11 protein-coding genes are annotated in these 17510 nt (G+C 70.7%); 5 read left to right on the top strand and 6 right to left on the bottom strand.

The window, feature by feature from the left end:
* Positions 1–97 precede the first annotated feature (97 nt).
* The 5 genes from ABZ382_RS06925 to ABZ382_RS06945 form a co-directional block, all read right to left on the bottom strand.
* A complete protein-coding gene (locus ABZ382_RS06925; protein WP_357085203.1) occupies positions 98–880 on the bottom strand; it encodes a hypothetical protein in 783 nt (260 codons plus the stop codon).
* Positions 881–1068: 188 nt separating this feature from the next.
* Positions 1069–2061 (bottom strand): hypothetical protein, encoded by a 993-nt coding sequence (locus tag ABZ382_RS06930; RefSeq protein ID WP_357085205.1) that lies wholly within the window; start codon positions 2059–2061, stop codon positions 1069–1071.
* A gap of 121 nt (positions 2062–2182) precedes the next feature.
* Positions 2183–3634, bottom strand: coding sequence for an NAD(P)/FAD-dependent oxidoreductase (locus ABZ382_RS06935; protein WP_357085207.1), 1452 nt, complete (start codon positions 3632–3634; stop codon positions 2183–2185).
* A gap of 217 nt (positions 3635–3851) precedes the next feature.
* Positions 3852–4730 (bottom strand): tat pathway signal sequence, encoded by an 879-nt coding sequence (locus ABZ382_RS06940; protein ID WP_357085209.1) that lies wholly within the window; start codon positions 4728–4730, stop codon positions 3852–3854.
* 121 nt (positions 4731–4851) lie between these two features.
* Positions 4852–5004, bottom strand: a complete 153-nt coding sequence (locus ABZ382_RS06945; RefSeq protein WP_357085211.1) for a hypothetical protein — start codon at positions 5002–5004, stop codon at positions 4852–4854.
* A gap of 232 nt (positions 5005–5236) precedes the next feature.
* Here ABZ382_RS06945 and recC point away from each other — a divergent pair, with 232 nt between their 5' ends.
* From recC to ABZ382_RS06970, 5 genes are all read left to right on the top strand, one after another.
* Positions 5237–8587 carry an exodeoxyribonuclease V subunit gamma gene (recC, locus tag ABZ382_RS06950; protein ID WP_357085213.1) on the top strand — a complete coding sequence of 1117 codons (3351 nt, stop codon included), beginning with the start codon at positions 5237–5239 and terminating at the stop codon, positions 8585–8587.
* 49 nt (positions 8588–8636) lie between these two features.
* The gene (locus tag ABZ382_RS06955) at positions 8637–12350 is read left to right on the top strand and encodes a UvrD-helicase domain-containing protein (RefSeq protein ID WP_357085215.1); all 3714 of its coding nucleotides are present in this window, start codon (positions 8637–8639) and stop codon (positions 12348–12350) included.
* Positions 12347–14233: an exodeoxyribonuclease V subunit alpha gene (gene recD / locus ABZ382_RS06960; RefSeq protein ID WP_357085217.1), complete on the top strand. Its 1887-nt coding sequence runs from the start codon at positions 12347–12349 to the stop codon at positions 14231–14233. Before ABZ382_RS06955 ends, recD begins: the two co-directional genes overlap by 4 nt.
* A gap of 144 nt (positions 14234–14377) precedes the next feature.
* A complete protein-coding gene (locus tag ABZ382_RS06965; protein WP_357085219.1) occupies positions 14378–15220 on the top strand; it encodes an alpha/beta hydrolase in 843 nt (280 codons plus the stop codon).
* Between the two features lie 54 nt (positions 15221–15274).
* Positions 15275–16744, top strand: coding sequence for an NAD(P)/FAD-dependent oxidoreductase (locus ABZ382_RS06970; RefSeq protein WP_357085910.1), 1470 nt, complete (start codon positions 15275–15277; stop codon positions 16742–16744).
* Here ABZ382_RS06970 and ABZ382_RS06975 read toward each other — a convergent pair.
* Positions 16731–17510, bottom strand: a complete 780-nt coding sequence (locus ABZ382_RS06975; protein WP_357085221.1) for an ankyrin repeat domain-containing protein — start codon at positions 17508–17510, stop codon at positions 16731–16733. The genes ABZ382_RS06970 and ABZ382_RS06975 overlap by 14 nt on opposite strands.

Here is a 17510-nt window from a genome sequence, read left to right on the forward strand (position 1 = left end):
CACACGGCGGGTCGCGTTCGCGGCGGGAACCCACCTCACCGCCGGTTCCCACCGCGTGCGCACATCTACCTGGTCGAGCGGCCTCGTCGGGGAGGGATCAGTCGCCGACGACGCGGGGCGGTGCGTTGAATCCGTTGAACGCGCCGACGGCGGCGCCGATCGCGGCACCGGCGACAGCGGCCGGGATGGCGACCATGGCCGCGCCCGCGGCCGCGCCGAGGACGGGACCGGCCACCAGGCCGACCGGGAACAAAGTGGCGCCGACGACCAGGCCCGTCACACCGCCGACCGCGGCGGAGCTGAGCTCGATCGGAACCGCGGCGACGGCTCCGGCGACGGCGCCCATCGCGGCGGTGCCGATGGTCTGCCCGGCGATCCGGTCGGAGCGGCTGCGCTCCATGCCGATCGAGTCGAGGAAGGTGGCGAGATTCGCCTCGACCTGCGCGGCATTGTCATTGATCTGGATCGCCTGTTCCCTGTCGATCCAGTCGGGCGCCGGAACCGTCACGTCGCCGAACCGGAACATGCCCGGCGGGGGCGCGATCGGCGGCACGGCCTGAACCGGAACCGGCGGGTGGAGCACGCCCACGGGGGCGAGGTAGCTCTTGTCCGGGGCCTGACGCGACCACTGGAGCGAGCTCTTGGTGTCACTCGGAATGTGCATGCCCTCATAGGGATTCACATTCGGGGACGCCGCCGCCGGCCACTGGGCCTTGGGCGCGTCGTCGCGTTGTGCCACTCCCGGAGCGACCTCGGACGGGGCGGCGTTGGCGGCACCGGATCCGACGATCGCCAGGACTAGCGGGACGGCACCCGCCGCCACCACGTTGCCGACCTTGTTCCGGTGCGGGTTCAGTGCGCGGTGCTTACCTGCGGCCATACATGACCTTTCTGGGCAGGGGGAACATCGGGACGACCGACATTCGAACCCACCGACCACCTGGATTGGTGAGCGAAATGGACGACCGAGAATCCGTGAGTTAACCGAAAAGTAGCCATTCAAGCGGGTTTTGAATAGCGAAGAGGCCGGAATCCTGGTGATGGATTCCGGCCTCGTTAGCTCGGCGATCACTCCTGAACGGACGCCTCATCGACGCTCGGCGCGTCCGCCATCGTGGTGTCGTCGATACCGGTCGCACGGTCCACGGCGTCCGGGGTGGCCGGAGCCAGGTACCCGTTGACCGCGCCGACGGCGCCGCCGATGACGGCCCCGACGGTCGCCGCCGGCACCGCGATCAGGCTCACGGCGGCGGTCGCGCCCGCGGCCGGGCCGAAGACCCAGCCCGCCGGCGCGAACGGCGTGCCCGCCATCGCGCCGATGACACCGCCCATGACCGCACCGGCGACCTCGAGCGGGGCGGCCACGCCCACGCCGACCGCCGCGCCCACGGCGGCCGAGCCGACCGTCGCGGCGGCCATGCGGTCCGACCGGCTCGGCTCGAAGCCGGCCGAGTCGTAGGTGCGGGCCAATTCGGCCTCGGCGCCCGCGGCGAGCGCGTTCACCTGGGCGGCCTGGTCCGCGTCGAGCCAGACCGGGATGTCGAGCTGGGTGTCGCCCAGGCGCAGCTTGCCCTCGGGTGCTGCGATCGGCGCCACCTCGGGGACGTCCAGCGGGTCGCCCAAGCGCAGCTTGCCGTTGTCGACGGGGGTCAGCGGCGCGTTGGGGATGTCACGCAAGCCGGTGGAGGCGTTGCGGCCGACCCGCACGGGGAGGACGACCTCGGCGGCGGGCTCGATCAGCTCGTCCGGGCCGACCTCGGCCGCGGTGGCGGCCAGGTAGGCGTGCGCGCCGTCGGCCATGGCCTGCGGCACCGGCACGGCCAGCTTGCCGAACGGGGTGTCGACGACCACGCCCGGCTGGGTGTCGGCGCCGCCCGGCAGCATGGTGCCGGGCTGGTTGTCGACCACCGCCGGTTGGGTATCGTCGGACGAAACCGGTTCCGCCGCACTGGTTCCGGCGGCGGCGAGGGCGGCGACCAGCGGCAGCGCGCCCGCGACCGCCAGTGTGCCCAGGCGCCGTCGCCGCGGCGAAACAGTATCGACCGGTTGGCGTTTGCCCATGAATGACCTTTCTTCCGAATATCGACAGACGTCGAACATTCGGATCCGGCCGGTGTGCCGGATTGGTCTGGACACGCCGCCCGGTCAGACCCTCATTCGAAGGGACGGCCGGGCCGAGCCGTCAGCCCGCGCGCTGTTCGGTGGATTTCGCCGATTCGGAATTCGCCACGGATTTGCCGTTGCCGGAAGCGTTTTCCGCCGCGCCGATCTGCTTGGCCAGTTCCAGCGCCTCGGCGGGATCGTCGAGCGCCTCGAGCGCGAGCCGCGCGAACACCCACTGCTCGGTGGCCGCCATCTGACCGCGGTGGCGGCCCAGGAACGACACGAACCACTCCAGCACCGTGACGAAGCGGCTGCGGAAGCCGACCAGGTACCACAGGTGCAGACCCAGCCAGGCCAGCCACGCGAAGAACCCGCTGAACTCCAGCTTGCCCACCTGGCACACCGCGCTGAACCGCGACACCGTGGCCATCGAGCCCTTGTCGAAGTACTTGAAGGGCTTGCGGTCCTCGACCTTCTGCTTGCCCTCGTTCTCGGCCTTGATGGCCTTGGCGGCGTAGGTGCCGCCCTGGATCGCGCCCTGGGCCTGCCCGGGCACGCCCGGCACCGACATCAGGTCGCCGACCACGAACACGTTCGGGTAGCCCTTGATGGTGAGGTCCGGTTCGACGATGACGCGTCCGGCCCGGTCCACCTCGGTGCCCTTGGACTTGTCGGCCAGGATCTTGCCCAGGCCGCTGGCCTGCACGCCCGCCGACCACACCTTGCAGGCGGATTCGATGCGGCGCTCGGAGCCGTCCTTGTCCTTGACGGTGACCCCGCGCGCGTCGACATTGGTGACGATGGCGTTGAGCTGGATCTCCACGCCCATCTTCTCGAGCCGCTTGTGCGCCTTGGCGCCCAGCTTGGGGCCCATCGGGGCGAGCACCGCGCCCGCGCCCTCGACCAGGATGACGCGCGCGTCGCGGGTGTCGATATTGCGGAAGGTGCCGTCCAGGGTGCGGTCGGCGAGTTCGGCGATCTGCCCGGCCAGCTCGACGCCGGTGGGGCCGGCGCCGACCACGACGAAGGTCATGAACCGGTCGCGGGTCTCCTGGTCGGTGGCCAGCTCGGCCTCCTCGAAGGAGCCCAGGATGCGCGCGCGCAGTTCGAGGGCGTCGTCGATGGTCTTCATGCCGGGCGCGTAGGTGGCGAAGTGATCGTTGCCGAAGTACGACTGCTGCGCGCCCGCGGCCACGATGAGGCTGTCGAACGGGGTGACGTAGTCCCGGTTGAGCAGGCGCGAGGTGACGGTGCCGCCCTCGAGGTCGACATCGGTGACCTCGCCCATGATCACCTGCGTGTTCTGCTGCTTGCGCAGCACGATGCGGGTGGCCGGGGCGATCTCGCCGACGGACAGGATGCCGGTCGCGACCTGGTACAGCAGCGGCTGGAACAGGTGCGTGGACGTCTTGGAGATGAGTGTGATGTCGACGTCGGCCTTGCGCAGGTGCTTGCAGGCGAACAGTCCACCGAAACCGGACCCGATCACCACCACCCGATGGCGCTGTGCGACGGAATTCTCGGCGTTCATCTAGTTCCTGCTCCTCGCCAGATGGTGAAACTACGACAACTCACGCACAACGGTAATGCAGTGTGAGTAGCGCAGCCCAATCAGGACCGACCGAAAACAGACCTTCCAGACAGCTCACCCGAAAATACAATATGGGCGGTCGTTCAGTGCGGATTGGCGCGAGCCCCGTGGCGGGCGGCCGGGACGGCCGCCCGCGCTCGAGCTTCGGGGAGGCGGCTCAGCGACCCTGGAACAGCAATTGCGCCACGCGCGTGGTGGTTTCGGAGCCTTCGAGGTATCCGCCCTGGTTGCCCTGCTCGGTCATGATCGCCAGGGTGTAGCGCTCGCCGGGTCCGGCGAAGCCGACCGAGTTGACCACCCAGCCGCCCTGCTCGTCGGACCAGCCGTTCTTCAGGCCCGGGTTCATGGCCGCGCCCGCGCCCCACACGCCCCAGTGCTGGTTGGTGTCGACGCGGCGCATGCGGTCGAGCAGGTACGCGCGGTCGTCGGGGTGCATGCGGGTGAGGATGTTGTCCATCAGCCGGTCCAGGTCGGCGGGCGAGCACTGCTGGAAGCCCCAGTCCGGAAACAGCTTGATCTGCTCGATGGAGGTGGTCGGCGGCAGCGGGATCAGCCCGACCATGCCGTTGGCCCGGAAGGCGTTGTTGAAGGCCATGCGGTCGAAGCCCGCGAACTTGTTCCACAGGATGTCGGCGGCATTGTCGTTGGAGGTTGCCAGCATCGACTCCATGAGCGCGCGGTCGTCGGGACCGAGCACGATGGCGCCGACCCGGGCGCGATTCAGCAGATCCTCCGCGATCGCCAGCTTGATGGTGGACGCGGTCCAGAAGTTGGTGTCCGCGTTGCCATTCCGGTAAATGCCGCCGGTGACGCGGTCGCGCATCACGTAACCGGTGACGCCGGGGCGGGTGGCCAGATAGTCGTCGACCGCGGCAATGCGTCTGCTCATATCCGCGTCGAATCCCGCGATCGGGCCCTGCGTGTGCGCGGGGACCGCGCCGGCGACGGGAATGAGGACGGGCGCGGCCGGAATCAGGGCAGCGGCCGCGAGGACACAAGCGGAGGAGGCCACGCGCCGGGCCTTGGGGGAACGCACGAGGGAACACAATAGAGGGGACAATGCCCGATTCGCACGTCTTGCAGGTGATCGGGTTGTCTGTTATCGAATCGACACTGTCACACGGATTTTCGTGTGAGGGTTGCGAGTTTCGTCCGAATCAGCGGAAAGCCGCGCGTAGCTCTTCGATTCCGCGGCCGTTGAGCCGATAGCAGTGCTCGAACGCCTCGGTGTGGCGGTCGCGCGGCCAGGACTGCAGCACCACGCCGCGTCCGTAATGTCGGGAGTTGACCAGCTCCCAGCGCTCTCCCACCCGTCGCACCGTGAACCCGGTTCTGGGCACCAGGGGAATCACCGACGCAGACATGTACGCGGACCAGCCTTTCAGCGAGAAACGAGAACCACCCCGAAAGGCACTGTCGCATACCACACTCGAAATTCGCAGTGACGCGCCCTAGCAAATATCCGGCGTGTGTCCGGTGTCACCCGGCGAGCCGCACAGCCCGGTGTTTGCATGTCGTTCGCCGACTGTATAAACACAGGTCGTGCACATTCACCGGGCGGAACGAGCGGACACGCTCGCCGACGCGCTCGCCGGGCTGCTGATCGAACCGCTCGGCGATCCGTTCACCCCGGAAGTCGTCGCGGTTCCCGCCAAGGGGATCGAGCGCTGGCTCACCCAGCGGCTGGCCACGGTACTCGGCGCGGGGGGTGGCACCGGTCGCGGTGCGGCCGGGGGGCTCGGTACCGACGGGATCTCGGCCAATATCGACTTCGCGGATCCGGCCGCGCTGGTGTCGGCGGTCCTCGCCGAGGCGACCGGTGTGGATCCGGAGCAGGATCCGTGGTCGCCGGAGCGACTGGTCTGGACCCTGCTGCCGGTCCTCGACGACGTGCTGTCCGAACCGTGGAGCGCGGTGCTCGCCCGCCACCTCGGCCACGGCGATGCGGGCGGGCACCGGGTGGGGCGGCGGTACGCGACGGCGGCGCGGATCGCGGCCCTGTTCGACAGCTACGGCACCCAGCGCCCGGCCATGATCACCGAGTGGGCCGCGGGCGGCGACACCGACGGCGCGGGGCACGACCTCCCCGCGGATCTGGTGTGGCAGGCGATGCTGTGGCGGCGGGTGCGCGGCGTGGTCGGGGTGCCCAGTCCCGCCGAGCGGCTGGCGGCGGCGTGCGCGCGGCTGCGGGCCGAGCCGTCGATCGTGTCGGTGCCGGAACGGATTTCGCTGTTCGGGGTGACGCGGCTGACCACCGATCAGCTGGAGGTGCTGTCGGCGCTGTCGACCGGGCGGCAGGTGCACCTGTGGCTGGTGCATCCCAGCCCGGCGCTGTGGACCAAGTTCGCCGACGCCGAGGTTATCCCGAATTCCGGTGTGCGCGTGCGGCATCCACTGCTGGCGGCGCTGGGCCGCGATGTGCGGGAGCTGCAGGAGCGCCTGTCGGGCTATGACCACATCGACACCTATCACCCCGGGCCGGACGAGTTCGGACCGCGCACGCTGCTGTCGGAGCTGCAGGCCGCCGTGCGTCAGGACCGCTGGTCGCTGCTGCCCGACCCGGGCCTGGCCGACGGGACGGTCACCGTGCACTCCTGCCACGGGCCGTCGCGGCAGGTGGAGGTGTTGCGTGACGCGCTGCTGAGCGTGTTCGCCGCCGATCCGACGCTGGAACCGCGCGACGTCATCGTGCTGTGCCCCGACGTGGAGAGTTACGCGCCGCTGGTGCGGGCGGCGTTCGGGCAGTGGTCCCTCGACGGGGCCGAGCCCGGGCATCCCGCGCACGGGCTGCGGGTGCGGTTGGCCGATCGCGCACAGCGCGCGGTCAATCCAGTGCTGGACGTGGTGGGCACGCTGCTGGAGCTGGCCGACGGCCGCGTCACCGTGACCGAGGCGCTGGATCTGTGTGCGGCCGAACCGGTTCGGGTGCGCTGCGGGTTCGACGACGACGACATCGAGCGGCTGCGGGAGTGGGCGGCCGAGACCGGGGCACGCTGGGGGATCGGGCAGCGGCAGCGGCAGGCGTTCGGGCTGGGCGACTTCCCGCAGAACACGCTCAATGCCGCGGTGGACCGGATCCTGCTCGGGGTCGCGGCGGGTGAATCCAGTGAGGACTGGCTGGATCTGGTGCTGCCGCTGGACGACGTGGACAGCAATGACATCGATCTGGGCGGCCGGTTCGCCGAATTCGTGGACCGGCTCGCGGTGTGCCTGCGCGACCTGCGCGGCTCCACCCTGGACGAGCCCGCGGGCAGCGCACGGCCCGCGTCGGAATGGGCCGCGGTGCTGGGGCGCGCCCTGGACCTGCTGACCGAGGTGCCGTCCGGTCAGGGCTGGATGGCGGTGCAGGCGCGTCGCGAACTGGCGACGGCGCTGGAACCGGCGGGATCTATTCCCTTGCGGCTCAGCGATATCGGCGCACTGCTCACGGCCCGGCTGGCCGGGCGGCCCTCGCGCGCCAACTTCCGCACCGGGGAGCTGACGGTGTGCACCATGGTGCCGATGCGGTCGGTGCCGCACCGGGTGGTGGTGTTGCTGGGTCTCGACGACGAGGTGTTCCCGCGCGCGGGCGGCGTGGACGGGGACGATGTGCTGGCCCGGCACCGGTGCCCCGGGGATCGGGATCCGCGCAGCGAGGACCGGCAGCTGCTGCTGGACGCCATCATGGCGGCGGGGGAGCGGCTGGTGTTGCTGCACACCGGATCCGATCCGGTCTCGGGCGCGCACCGACCGCCCGCGATCCCGCTGGCCGAACTGCTCGACACCGTGCGCGCGCACATCGGCGCGGCGGCGATGGACCAGGTGGTGACGCGGCATCCGTTGCAGCCCTTCGATCGCCGCAACTTCCGGCCGGAGAATCCGTTCAGTTTCGACACCGTGGCGCTGGCGGGTGCGGTGGCGGCGGGCCGTGCGCCGGAGCCACGGCCGCTGTTCCTGCCGGCCACGCTGCCGGGCCGCGAGCTCGGGGATGTGGAGCTGGCCGATCTGGTGTCCTTCGCCGAGCATCCGGTGCGGGCGTTCCTGTGGCAGCGCTTGGGAATTCGGGTGCCCGAGGACGAGGAGGAGATCGCCGACCGGCTCCCCATCGAACTCGACGGGCTGACCAAGTGGAATATGGGTGAGCGCATGCTGTCGGCGCGGCTCACCGGCGTGGATCCGAATGTGCTGCGGGCCGCGGAGTGGCGGCGTGGGACGCTGCCGCCGTTCGGGATGGGCGCTGCCGTGCTCGACGAGGTCGAGGGGACCGTCGACCAGCTGGTGCGGGTGGCGCGGCCGTTGCACGAGATCCCGTCGCGCACCATCGATATCGCGGTGGATCTGGGTGACGGGCGTCGGCTGACCGGCACCGTGCCCGATGTCCACGACGACGCGCTGCTGCGCACGACGTTCTCGCGGCTGGCCCCGAAGCATCGGATGGCGGCGTGGATTCGCTTGCTGGCGCTGGCCGCCACCGGGACCCATCAGTCGTGGCGCGCCATCACCATCGGGCGCGGCAAGCACCATCGTCCGGCCTGGCAGTCGACGCTCACCGCGCCGCCCGCGCCCCTGGCCCGGGGACTGCTGCGGGAGCTGACGTTGTTGCGCGACGAGGGCCTCACCGAACCGCTGCCGATCGCGCCGTCGGCGTCGGCCACCTATGCCGAGCGGCGGCTCGCGGGCGCGTCGCCCGAGGACGCGCTGCACGCGGCGAGCCAGGACTTCGACGATCGCTTCGGCGAACACACCGACCGATACTTCCGCCACATTCTGGGCCAGTCGCCGCGCTTCGATCAGCTGACCGAGGCCGCGGCTGCCGCGGTGCCGGGTGTCGAATCCGAACCGACGCGTTTCGGTGAGCTGGCGCGTCGCCTCTGGAATCCCCTGTTGACCAACGAGAATCAGGGTCAGCCATGACCACCCCGAGGAGGACTCTCCTGCCCGTGACCGCCCCCGGGAGCCCCGCATGACCGACGACCTGTTCTCGTTCACCGATCCCGACCTGGCCCCGCGGCCCGCGCCGCGCAGGCTGCTGCGGGCGGAACCGGCACCGCCGGGTGGGCCGAGCTCGGGTGCCGACGCGCGCGAAACGGTCGCGGAGCAGGCCGATTCCGGCGGGCCGCAGGGGCTGTGGGCCGCCGCTCCCGAGGCGACCGGCCGGCAGGAATCGCGCCTCGCTGATCCGTCGGAGCCGCACCGTGATTCGGATACCGCCGGCACGAGCGTCTCTCCGCGCTCGGGTGATGAACCCGCGGGACAAGGGCTGTGGGATGACGGCTCGGCGGCACCGCGATCGGATGCCGGTGCCGCGACCGCGGGCGCTACGTTCGGAACCGCCGACGCACCAGGGACTTTCGCGGATTCGGTGAACCGGTTCGAGCTGACCGGGCCGCTGCCGACGGGGACGACCGTCCTCGAGGCCAGCGCGGGCACCGGAAAGACGTACGCCATCGTCGGATTGGCGGTGCGGTTCGTCGCCGAGCTGGGCGTGGACGTCTCGGAGCTGCTGCTGGTGACGTTCAGCCGGGCCGCGACACAGGAATTGCGGGAGCGCACCCGGGACCGATTCGTCGGGGTGGCGGCCGCGCTGGCCGAGCCGGAGCGGGCGCTCGCGTCGAGCGACGAGCTGATCCGGCATCTGGCACAGGGCAACCCGGGCGAGATCGCGACCAGGCGGGAGCGGCTGCTGACGGCGCTCTCGGACTTCGATGCCGGAACCATCGCCACGACGCACAGCTTCTGCCAGCGCATGCTCGACGAGCTGGGGCTGTCGGGAGAGCAGGACCCGGGGGTGCGGCTGGTCGAGAGCGTCGCCGATGTGGTGTCCACGGTCGCCGACGACCTGTATCTGAGCCGGTACGCGCGCAGCGGATCGGTGTTCGGTCCCGCCGACGCGCAGCGACTGGCCGCGGCGGCGGTCGGCGACCCGCACGCACTGCTGATGCCGGAGGCCGAGAGCGACGACGATCCGGCCGCCGAGCGAGTCGCGTTCGCGTCGGCGGCTCGGGTGGAAACCGCTCGGCGCAAACGGCTTTCGGGCTTGCGGGACTTCGACGACCTGCTGGTGCTGCTGCACGAGGTGCTCGCCGACCCCGAGCACGGCCCGCGCGCCTGCGGGCGGATCCGGGACCGGTATCGGGTGGCGCTGGTCGACGAATTCCAGGACACCGACCCGTTGCAGTGGGACATCCTGCGCCGCGCCTTCCACGGGCACGCCACCCTCGTTCTGGTCGGCGACCCGAAGCAGGCCATCTACGCCTTCCGCGGCGCGGAGGTGCTCAGCTACCTGGACGCGGTGGCGCACGCCGACAGCAAGCGGGAACTGACCACCAACCGGCGCAGCGACGCGGGGCTGCTGGCCGCGCTCGAGCACGTGCACGGCGGTGCGGCCCTGGGGCACAAGGAGATCACCGTGCACCGGGTGGCGGCGACCCGGCCGTTCTCGAGGCTGTCGGGTGCGCCCGAGCGGGTGACGCCGCTGCGGCTGCGATGCCTGCCGCGCAGTGGGGCGGGACCGCTCAACAAGTCCGGGTATCCGACGGTGGGCCGGCAGCGGGAGCGGGTGGCCGTCGACGTGGCCGCCGATATCGTCGGGCTGCTCGGGTCCGGGGTGCTCATCGATGCCGGGACGCCCCGCGAACGGGCCATCGGGCCCGGCGATATCGCGGTGCTGGTACGCAATCGCGCGCAACTGGAGATGGTGCGGACCGAGCTGGAGGCGGCCGGGGTGGCCTCGGTGCTGGCCGGCGGCGCGAGCGTGTTCGGGACGCCCGCGGCCACCGAATGGCTGTGGGTGCTGCGGGCGGTGGAGCAGCCGCATCGCGGAGACCGGGTGCGGCTGGCGGCCGGGACGGCGCTGCTCGGGGCGAGTGCCGCGGACATCGACGCCGGGGGACCCGATCTGGTGGGCCGGCTCAGCGCGGATCTGCGCGACGCGGCCCGGCTGTTCGCCCGCGCCGGGTTCGCGGCGGTCGCCGAGAAGCTCAGTGCCGAAACCCGATTGGCGCCGCGTCTGCTGGCCCTCGAAGGCGGGGAACGGCAGCTCACCGATCTGCGGCAGATCGCGCAGCTGCTCGACGACGCGGCCCTGCGCGAGGGTCTGGGCCTGTCCGCGCTCACCCGCTGGCTGGCCGACCGCGTACGCGACCCGGCCTCCGGAAGCGTCGCCGATCGCAGCCGTCGGCTGGACCGCGACGCGGCGGCCGTGCAGGTGGCGACCGTGCACGCCAGCAAAGGGCTCGAATTCCCGGTCGTGTACCTGCCTTTCGCGTGGGACGCGGCCAAGCTGCGCAATCCGCCGACGCTGCTGTTCCACGACGAGCAGGGCCGCCGCGTCCTCGATGTCGGCGGCTCCGACGCGCCGGGCTACAACTCCCGGCGGCTGCGCGCCGAAACCGAGGAGCAGGCCGAGGAACTGCGGCTGCTGTACGTGGCGTTGACGCGGGCCGGCGCGCAGGTGGTGGCGTGGTGGGCGCCGGCCTACGACACCCAGACCGCGCCCCTGCACCGCATGCTGCTGGGACGCGAACCGGGCAGCCCCGCCGTGGCGGACAAGGTGCCGGTGCCCGCGGATTCGGTAGTGCTGGAACGGATCCGGGAGTGGGCGTCGACCGCCGAGCCCGGCGTCATCGCCGTCGAGCCGGTGCGGGAGATCGCGCGCGCCCGACTGCCGCACGACGACACGACCACGGCGTCGGAGCCGTTGGCCGCTGCCCGCTTCGACCGGGTGCTCGATCAGGCGTGGCGACGCACCTCCTATTCGGCGTTGACCGCGGGCGCGCACGACGCCCTGCCCGCGGCCGATCTGCCCGAGGGCGGCGGCGTCTCCGACGAACCGGCCGACCCCGCGATGCTCGCCGACGATCTGAGCGCGTTCGCGGGAGCCGCGCCCTCGCTGATGAATTCGCTGCCCTACGGCGCGGAGTTCGGCACCCTGGTGCACGAGGTGCTGGAGTACGTCGACACCGACGCCGCCGACCTGGCCGCCGAGATCCGGGCCCGCTGCCTGCACGCGGTGAACGAGCAGATGTTCGACGCGGACCCCGACGTGCTCTCGGGGGCGCTGCTGGCGGTCATGCACACCCCGATCGGGGACGGGACGCTCGCCGGGTTCTCGGCGCGGGATCGGTTGAGCGAGCTCGATTTCGAACTGCCGCTCGCCGGGGGCGACGATCCGGTCGCCGCGCGGGTCACGGTGCCGCGCATCGCCGATCTGCTGCGGCGGCACCTGCCCGCCGACGACGTGTTCGCGCCCTACGCCGACCAGCTCGCGCACCTGGACGACACTCCGTTGCGCGGGTACCTGACCGGCAGTATCGACGCGGTGTTGCGCACGGACGGGCCGCGATTCCTGGTCGTCGACTACAAGACCAACCGGCTCGGCGTCGGTGATCTGACGGTGGCGCACTACACCCGCGAGCGCATGGCGGCGGAGATGATGCGCTCGCACTATCCCTTGCAGGCCATCCTGTATTCGGTTGCGCTGCACCGGTATCTGCGGTGGCGGCTGCCCGGCTACGATCCGGCGCGGCATCTGGGCGGCATCCGGTACCTGTTCGTGCGCGGCATGGTCGGGCCCGACACCCCGGACGGCTGCGGTGTTTTCGACTGGCATCCGCCCGCCGCCCTGGTCGAGGACCTGTCGGCGCTGCTCGCCGGTGACACGGGAGTGGTGCGATGACCTCGATCCAGTTGGCGCAGCGCGGCACCGGGCTGCTGCAGGTGTTCAATGCCGCCGGGGTGCTGTCGGCGGCGGACGTGCACGTGGCGCTGCGGCTGGCGCGGCTCGGCGGGGAACGCTCCGAGGCGGTCGTGTTCGCGACCGCGCTGGCGGTGCGCGCGGTGCGGTCCGGGTCGGTGTGCCTGGAAGTGCGGCGCATGCACGAGATCGGCGTGGACGCCGAGGGGACCGAGGAATCGGCCATCGATCCGGCGACGCTGCCGTGGCCCGACGTCGAGTCGGTGATCGCGGCGCTGCGGGTGAGTCCGCTGGTGACGGGTAGTCCGGCGGGGCCGTTGCGGCCGCTGCGGCTCATCGACGCGCCGGGGGATGCCGGGCCGCTGCTCTACCTCGACCGGTATTTCCGGCAGGAGGAGACCATCCGGCGGGTGCTCACCGAGCGGGCCGCCTCGCATCCGATGGTGGACGCGGAACTGGTGCGGCGCGAACTGGATCGGTTGTTCCCGGATCACAGCGGGCCCGGCGAGCCGCCGGATCGCCAGCGGCTGGCGGCGGCGCTGGCCACCACGCAGTGGACGACCGTGGTCGCGGGTGGGCCCGGTACGGGTAAGACCCACACCATCGCGCGGGTGCTGGCGCTGCTGGTGGCGCATCAGCAGGCCGTGCCCGGTGCGCCCGCCCTGCGGATCGCGCTGGCCGCGCCGACCGGCAAGGCGGCGGCGCGCATGCAGGAAGCGGTGCGCGAGCAGGCCGGGGAGATCGGGTTGCCCGAGCTCACGGCCGCGACGCTGCACCGGCTGCTGGGCTGGCAGCGCGGCGGCGCGGGCCGGTTCAAGCACAACGAGTTCAATCGGCTGCCGTACGACGTGATCGTGGTGGACGAGACCTCCATGGTGTCGCTGACCATGATGAGCAGGCTGCTGCCCGCGGTCCGGCCGGACGCGCGGCTCGTCCTGGTCGGCGACCCCGACCAGCTGGCATCGGTCGACGCGGGCGCGGTGCTCGCCGACCTGGTGGCCGGACCTGTTCCGGGACAGGCGAATCCGGCGCTCGACAGCATTCTCGGCGGGGACTTGCGGGCGACGGCCGCGCATCCGGACGCGCTGTCCGGGCGCGAACGGGAACGGCTGCGCGGCGGCATCGTCCGATTGACACGCGGACGCCGCTTCGGCGGACGGATCGCGGAGCTGGCGGTCGCCATTCGCGCGGGTGACGCCGACGGCGCGCTCGCCCTGCTCGCCGACGGCGGTGACGAACTGTCGCTGCACGCGCCCGACGACATCGCCGGCGTGCGCGCGGATGTGCTGCGGGCCGCCCACGAAGCCACCGACGCGGCGCTGGAGGGGGACGCGACCGCCGCGCTCACCGCCCTCGAATCGCATCGTCTGCTGTGCGCGCACCGGCAGGGTCCGGCCGGTGTCGAACGCTGGGACCGGCTGGCCGCGGGCTGGGTGATCGGGGCGGGGATCAGCGCCGATCCCGGTGCCGGGCACTGGTATCCGGGGCAGCCGCTGCTGGTCACCGCCAACGACCACGAGGCGCGGATCTACAACGGCGACACCGGTGTCATCGTGCGCGCGCCCGACGGGACGCTGCGCGCGGCGCTGCAGCGCGGCACCGAGCCGTATCTGGTGCATCCCACCCAATTCCCCGGGGTGACCACCGTGTACGCCATGACGATTCACCGCAGCCAGGGCAGTCAGTACGACACCGTGTCGACGGTGCTGCCCGGGCCCGAATCCACGCTGCTCACCCGAGAGCTGCTGTACACGGCCGTGACCCGGGCTCGGAAGCACGTGCGGATCCTCGGGACCGAGGAATCCATCCGGTCGGGCATCGCGCGCCGCGTCCTGCGGGCGAGCGGCCTGCGTAATCGGGAGTGATCCGGGGCCGGGACACGCTGCGGGGGTGCGGAGTTCTGTCGGGCGTGGGCGTGGCGGCCGGGGCGGCGTAGCGTGAGCGGTGCTCGATGCCGCTGTCGCCGCGGCCTTTCTGAGCCGGGCGGCCCGACCAGGGGAGGGCTTGTCATGGTCGATTTCGACGCTGATCCGAGCGTGGACTCCGTGGTGTCCGAGGACGGGACCCGGATCACGTACCTGAGCAGGGGCAGCGGGCCCGCCGTGATCGTGATTCCGGGAGTGCTGGCCCTGGCGAGCGGATACGAGCGGTTCGCGACGGCCCTGGCCGGCGCGTTCACCGTGCACACCATCGAGCGGCGGGGGCACGGGGAGAGCGGACCGCAGCGCCCCGGCCACGGTGTCGAGGACGACTGCGCGGATGTGCGCGCACTCCAGGACAAGACGGGCGCGGCATTTCTGGTCGGGCACAGCTACGGGGGATTCGTGGCGCTCGAGGCGGCGCGGAAGAACACGGGGATCGCGAAGGTCGCGGTGTACGAGCCGGGACTGTCGGTGAACGGGTCCATGCCGTTGGGATGGATGGATGCCTACGAGAAATACCTCGACCGAGGCAAACCCCTGGAGGCTTTCATCGAGTTCCTGCGGGCGATCGGGCCGGACGCCGTCCGGAAGACGCCGCGGTGGATGTTCCGGCGCATGATGCCGATCATGATGAAAGCGCCCGAGAAGGACGAGGTCATCGCGCAGCTCCCGCAGAATCTGGTCGAGCATCGGCAGTACGCGCGGTTCGACAGCACGTACCGGAATTACGCCGAGATCAGCGCAGAGGTGCTACTCGTCTACGGGGACAGGGACCGGCGGGCATGGACCGCCTCCGACGAGGAGCTACTCGCCTCGGTGATCCCGCACAACGAGCGCGTCACCGTGCCCGGCCTGGACCACTTCGGTATCGACAAGGGGGCGCCGGACCGGGTGGCGGGCGTGATCGGAGAATTCTTGTCCCGTTCGTAGCGGCATCGGGCACTGCGCTCGCGGCGCGAAGAATACGCTGGGGGAATGGCCACCATGCCGGAGCACGTCGACGTGCTCATAGTCGGGGCCGGACTGTCCGGCATCGATGCCGCCTATCATGTGCAGCGCGCCTTTCCCGGACGCTCCTACGCCGTTCTGGAGGCGCGGGAGGCCAGCGGCGGCACCTGGGACCTGTTCCGTTATCCGGGCATTCGCTCCGACTCCGACATGTTCACCCTCGGCTATCGATTCCGTCCGTGGCTGGGGGAGAAGGCCATCGCCGACGGCGACGACATCCTGGCGTATCTGCGTGACACCGCCGCCGAGAACGACATCGACCGCCACATCCGATACCGGCATCGGGTGGTGCGGGCCGAATGGTCCTCGCCGCGCAACCGCTGGACTGTGACCGCCGACCACGACGGGGAACCGGTCACCCTGACCGCGGACTTCCTGTTCAGCTGCTCGGGCTACTACCGCTACGACGAGGGCTACACCCCGGACTTCCCGGGCACGGAACGCTTTTCGGGCCCGATCATCCATCCGCAGCACTGGCCGGAGTCGGTCGATGTGGCAGGCAAACGGGTCGTCCTCATCGGCTCGGGCGCCACCGCGATCACCCTCGGTCCCGCGCTGGTCGAGCAGGGCGCCCACGTGACCATGCTGCAACGCTCCCCGTCCTACATCATCTCCATGCCCGCCCGTGACGACCTGGCGGTCCGTCTCCGCAAGATCCTGCCCACCCGCGCCGCGTACGCGGCGGCTCGCGCCAAGAATGTCGCCATCAGCACCGCGATGTACCAACTGTCGCAACGCTATCCGACGCGCATGCGCGGCTGGATCCGCCGCTGGCAGCAACGCTGGCTGCCCCAGGGTTTCGATATCGACACCCACTTCAACCCCAGCTACAAGCCGTGGGACCAGCGGCTGTGCCTCACCCCCAACGGCGACTTCTTCCGCGCCATCCGCCAGGACAAGCTGGACCTGGTCACCGACCGCATCACCACCTTCACCGAGACCGGTCTGCGCCTGGAATCCGGCCGCGACCTCGACGCCGATATGGTCATCACCGCCACCGGGCTCAACCTGATCCCGTTCGGCGGCGTCGCCCTCGCCGTGGACGGCCACGACATCAACCTCCCCGACACCATGGCCTACAAGGCGATGATGCTCTCGGGCATCCCCAATTTCGCCTTCATCATCGGCTACACCAACGCCTCCTGGACCCTGAAGGCGGACCTGGTGTGCGAATACGTGGTCCGGCTGCTGCGCCACATGGACGCCGAGGGCTACACCAAGGCCACCCCGGTTCGCGACCCCGCGGTCGGCCCGGCTCCCTTCCTCGATTTCGAGCCCGGCTATGTTCTGCGCTCCCTGGACATCCTGCCCAAGCAGGGCACCCGCACCCCCTGGAAGCTCCACATGAACTACCTCCGAGACCTGCCCGCCCTGCGCTACGGCAAGATCACCGACCCCGCCATCCACTTCGAACGCGTCCAGCCGCACGACGTCACGCAGGTTTGACCATCGCCGCGATCTCGGTGAACCCGCGACGCACCGCATGGTCATACGCCGTGCGGCCCTTGGCATCACGAATCGCGACGTTTGCGCCCTCGTCCACCAGCACCCGGACGATATCGCGGTACACGGCGCTGCCATTGCCGTAGTAGACGGCTTCGAGGAGCGCGGTCCAGCCGAGATCGTTCACGTGATCGATGTCGATATCGGTCTGCCGCAACACCTCTCGCACATAGTCGAGATGGCCCTTCTCCGCCGCCGGGATCAGCGCGTTGCCGCCGAACCGATTCCGCAAGGTCAGATCCGGCTGCGCGGGCAGCAGCAATTCCATCATGGCGACGCTGCCGGTGACCCCGGTATTCACCCAGGGGCTCTCCCCGCGATCATCTTTCGCGTCCGGATCCGCCTCGAATTCCATCAGCACCTTGGCCACCGGCACATTGTCATCCAGCACGGCGATCATCAACGGAGTCCGCCCCGACCCATCCCGGGTCTCCACCTGCGCCTTGTGATTCAACGCGGCCCGAACCCCGTCCGCGTCCCCGTCCGCGGCCGCCCTGAGCAACGCCTTGTTCGCCTGCTCCACCGGCACGTCGACCGGTCCCGAACCACTGGTGTCGGACATCATCATCGATCCGTTCTGTGTCTGCTGACTCGTCTCCGCGCGATCCCTCGCCTCCGGCTCGGCCGAACACGCGGTCACGAGCACCGCCCCGGCCAGCGCCGCCACGCCGACCTGGACTCCCCGAGCACGCCACCACGAGGTCCCCAT

It is taken from the genome of Nocardia sp. NPDC005825, from assembly GCF_040630175.1.
In the GTDB taxonomy this organism is placed as follows: domain Bacteria; phylum Actinomycetota; class Actinomycetes; order Mycobacteriales; family Mycobacteriaceae; genus Nocardia.

What these genes read in the sequence shown, in the direction of transcription:
- recD (WP_357085217.1), top strand. Translation starts at nt 12,347, where the DNA reads ATGACCTCGATCCAGTTGGCGCAGCGCGGCACCGGGCTGCTGCAGGTG.
- ABZ382_RS06935 (WP_357085207.1), bottom strand. Translation starts at nt 3,634, where the DNA reads ATGAACGCCGAGAATTCCGTCGCACAGCGCCATCGGGTGGTGGTGATC.
- ABZ382_RS06975 (WP_357085221.1), bottom strand. Translation starts at nt 17,510, where the DNA reads ATGGGGACCTCGTGGTGGCGTGCTCGGGGAGTCCAGGTCGGCGTGGCG.
- ABZ382_RS06965 (WP_357085219.1), top strand. Translation starts at nt 14,378, where the DNA reads ATGGTCGATTTCGACGCTGATCCGAGCGTGGACTCCGTGGTGTCCGAG.
- ABZ382_RS06930 (WP_357085205.1), bottom strand. Translation starts at nt 2,061, where the DNA reads ATGGGCAAACGCCAACCGGTCGATACTGTTTCGCCGCGGCGACGGCGC.
- ABZ382_RS06955 (WP_357085215.1), top strand. Translation starts at nt 8,637, where the DNA reads ATGACCGACGACCTGTTCTCGTTCACCGATCCCGACCTGGCCCCGCGG.
- ABZ382_RS06970 (WP_357085910.1), top strand. Translation starts at nt 15,275, where the DNA reads ATGCCGGAGCACGTCGACGTGCTCATAGTCGGGGCCGGACTGTCCGGC.
- ABZ382_RS06925 (WP_357085203.1), bottom strand. Translation starts at nt 880, where the DNA reads ATGGCCGCAGGTAAGCACCGCGCACTGAACCCGCACCGGAACAAGGTC.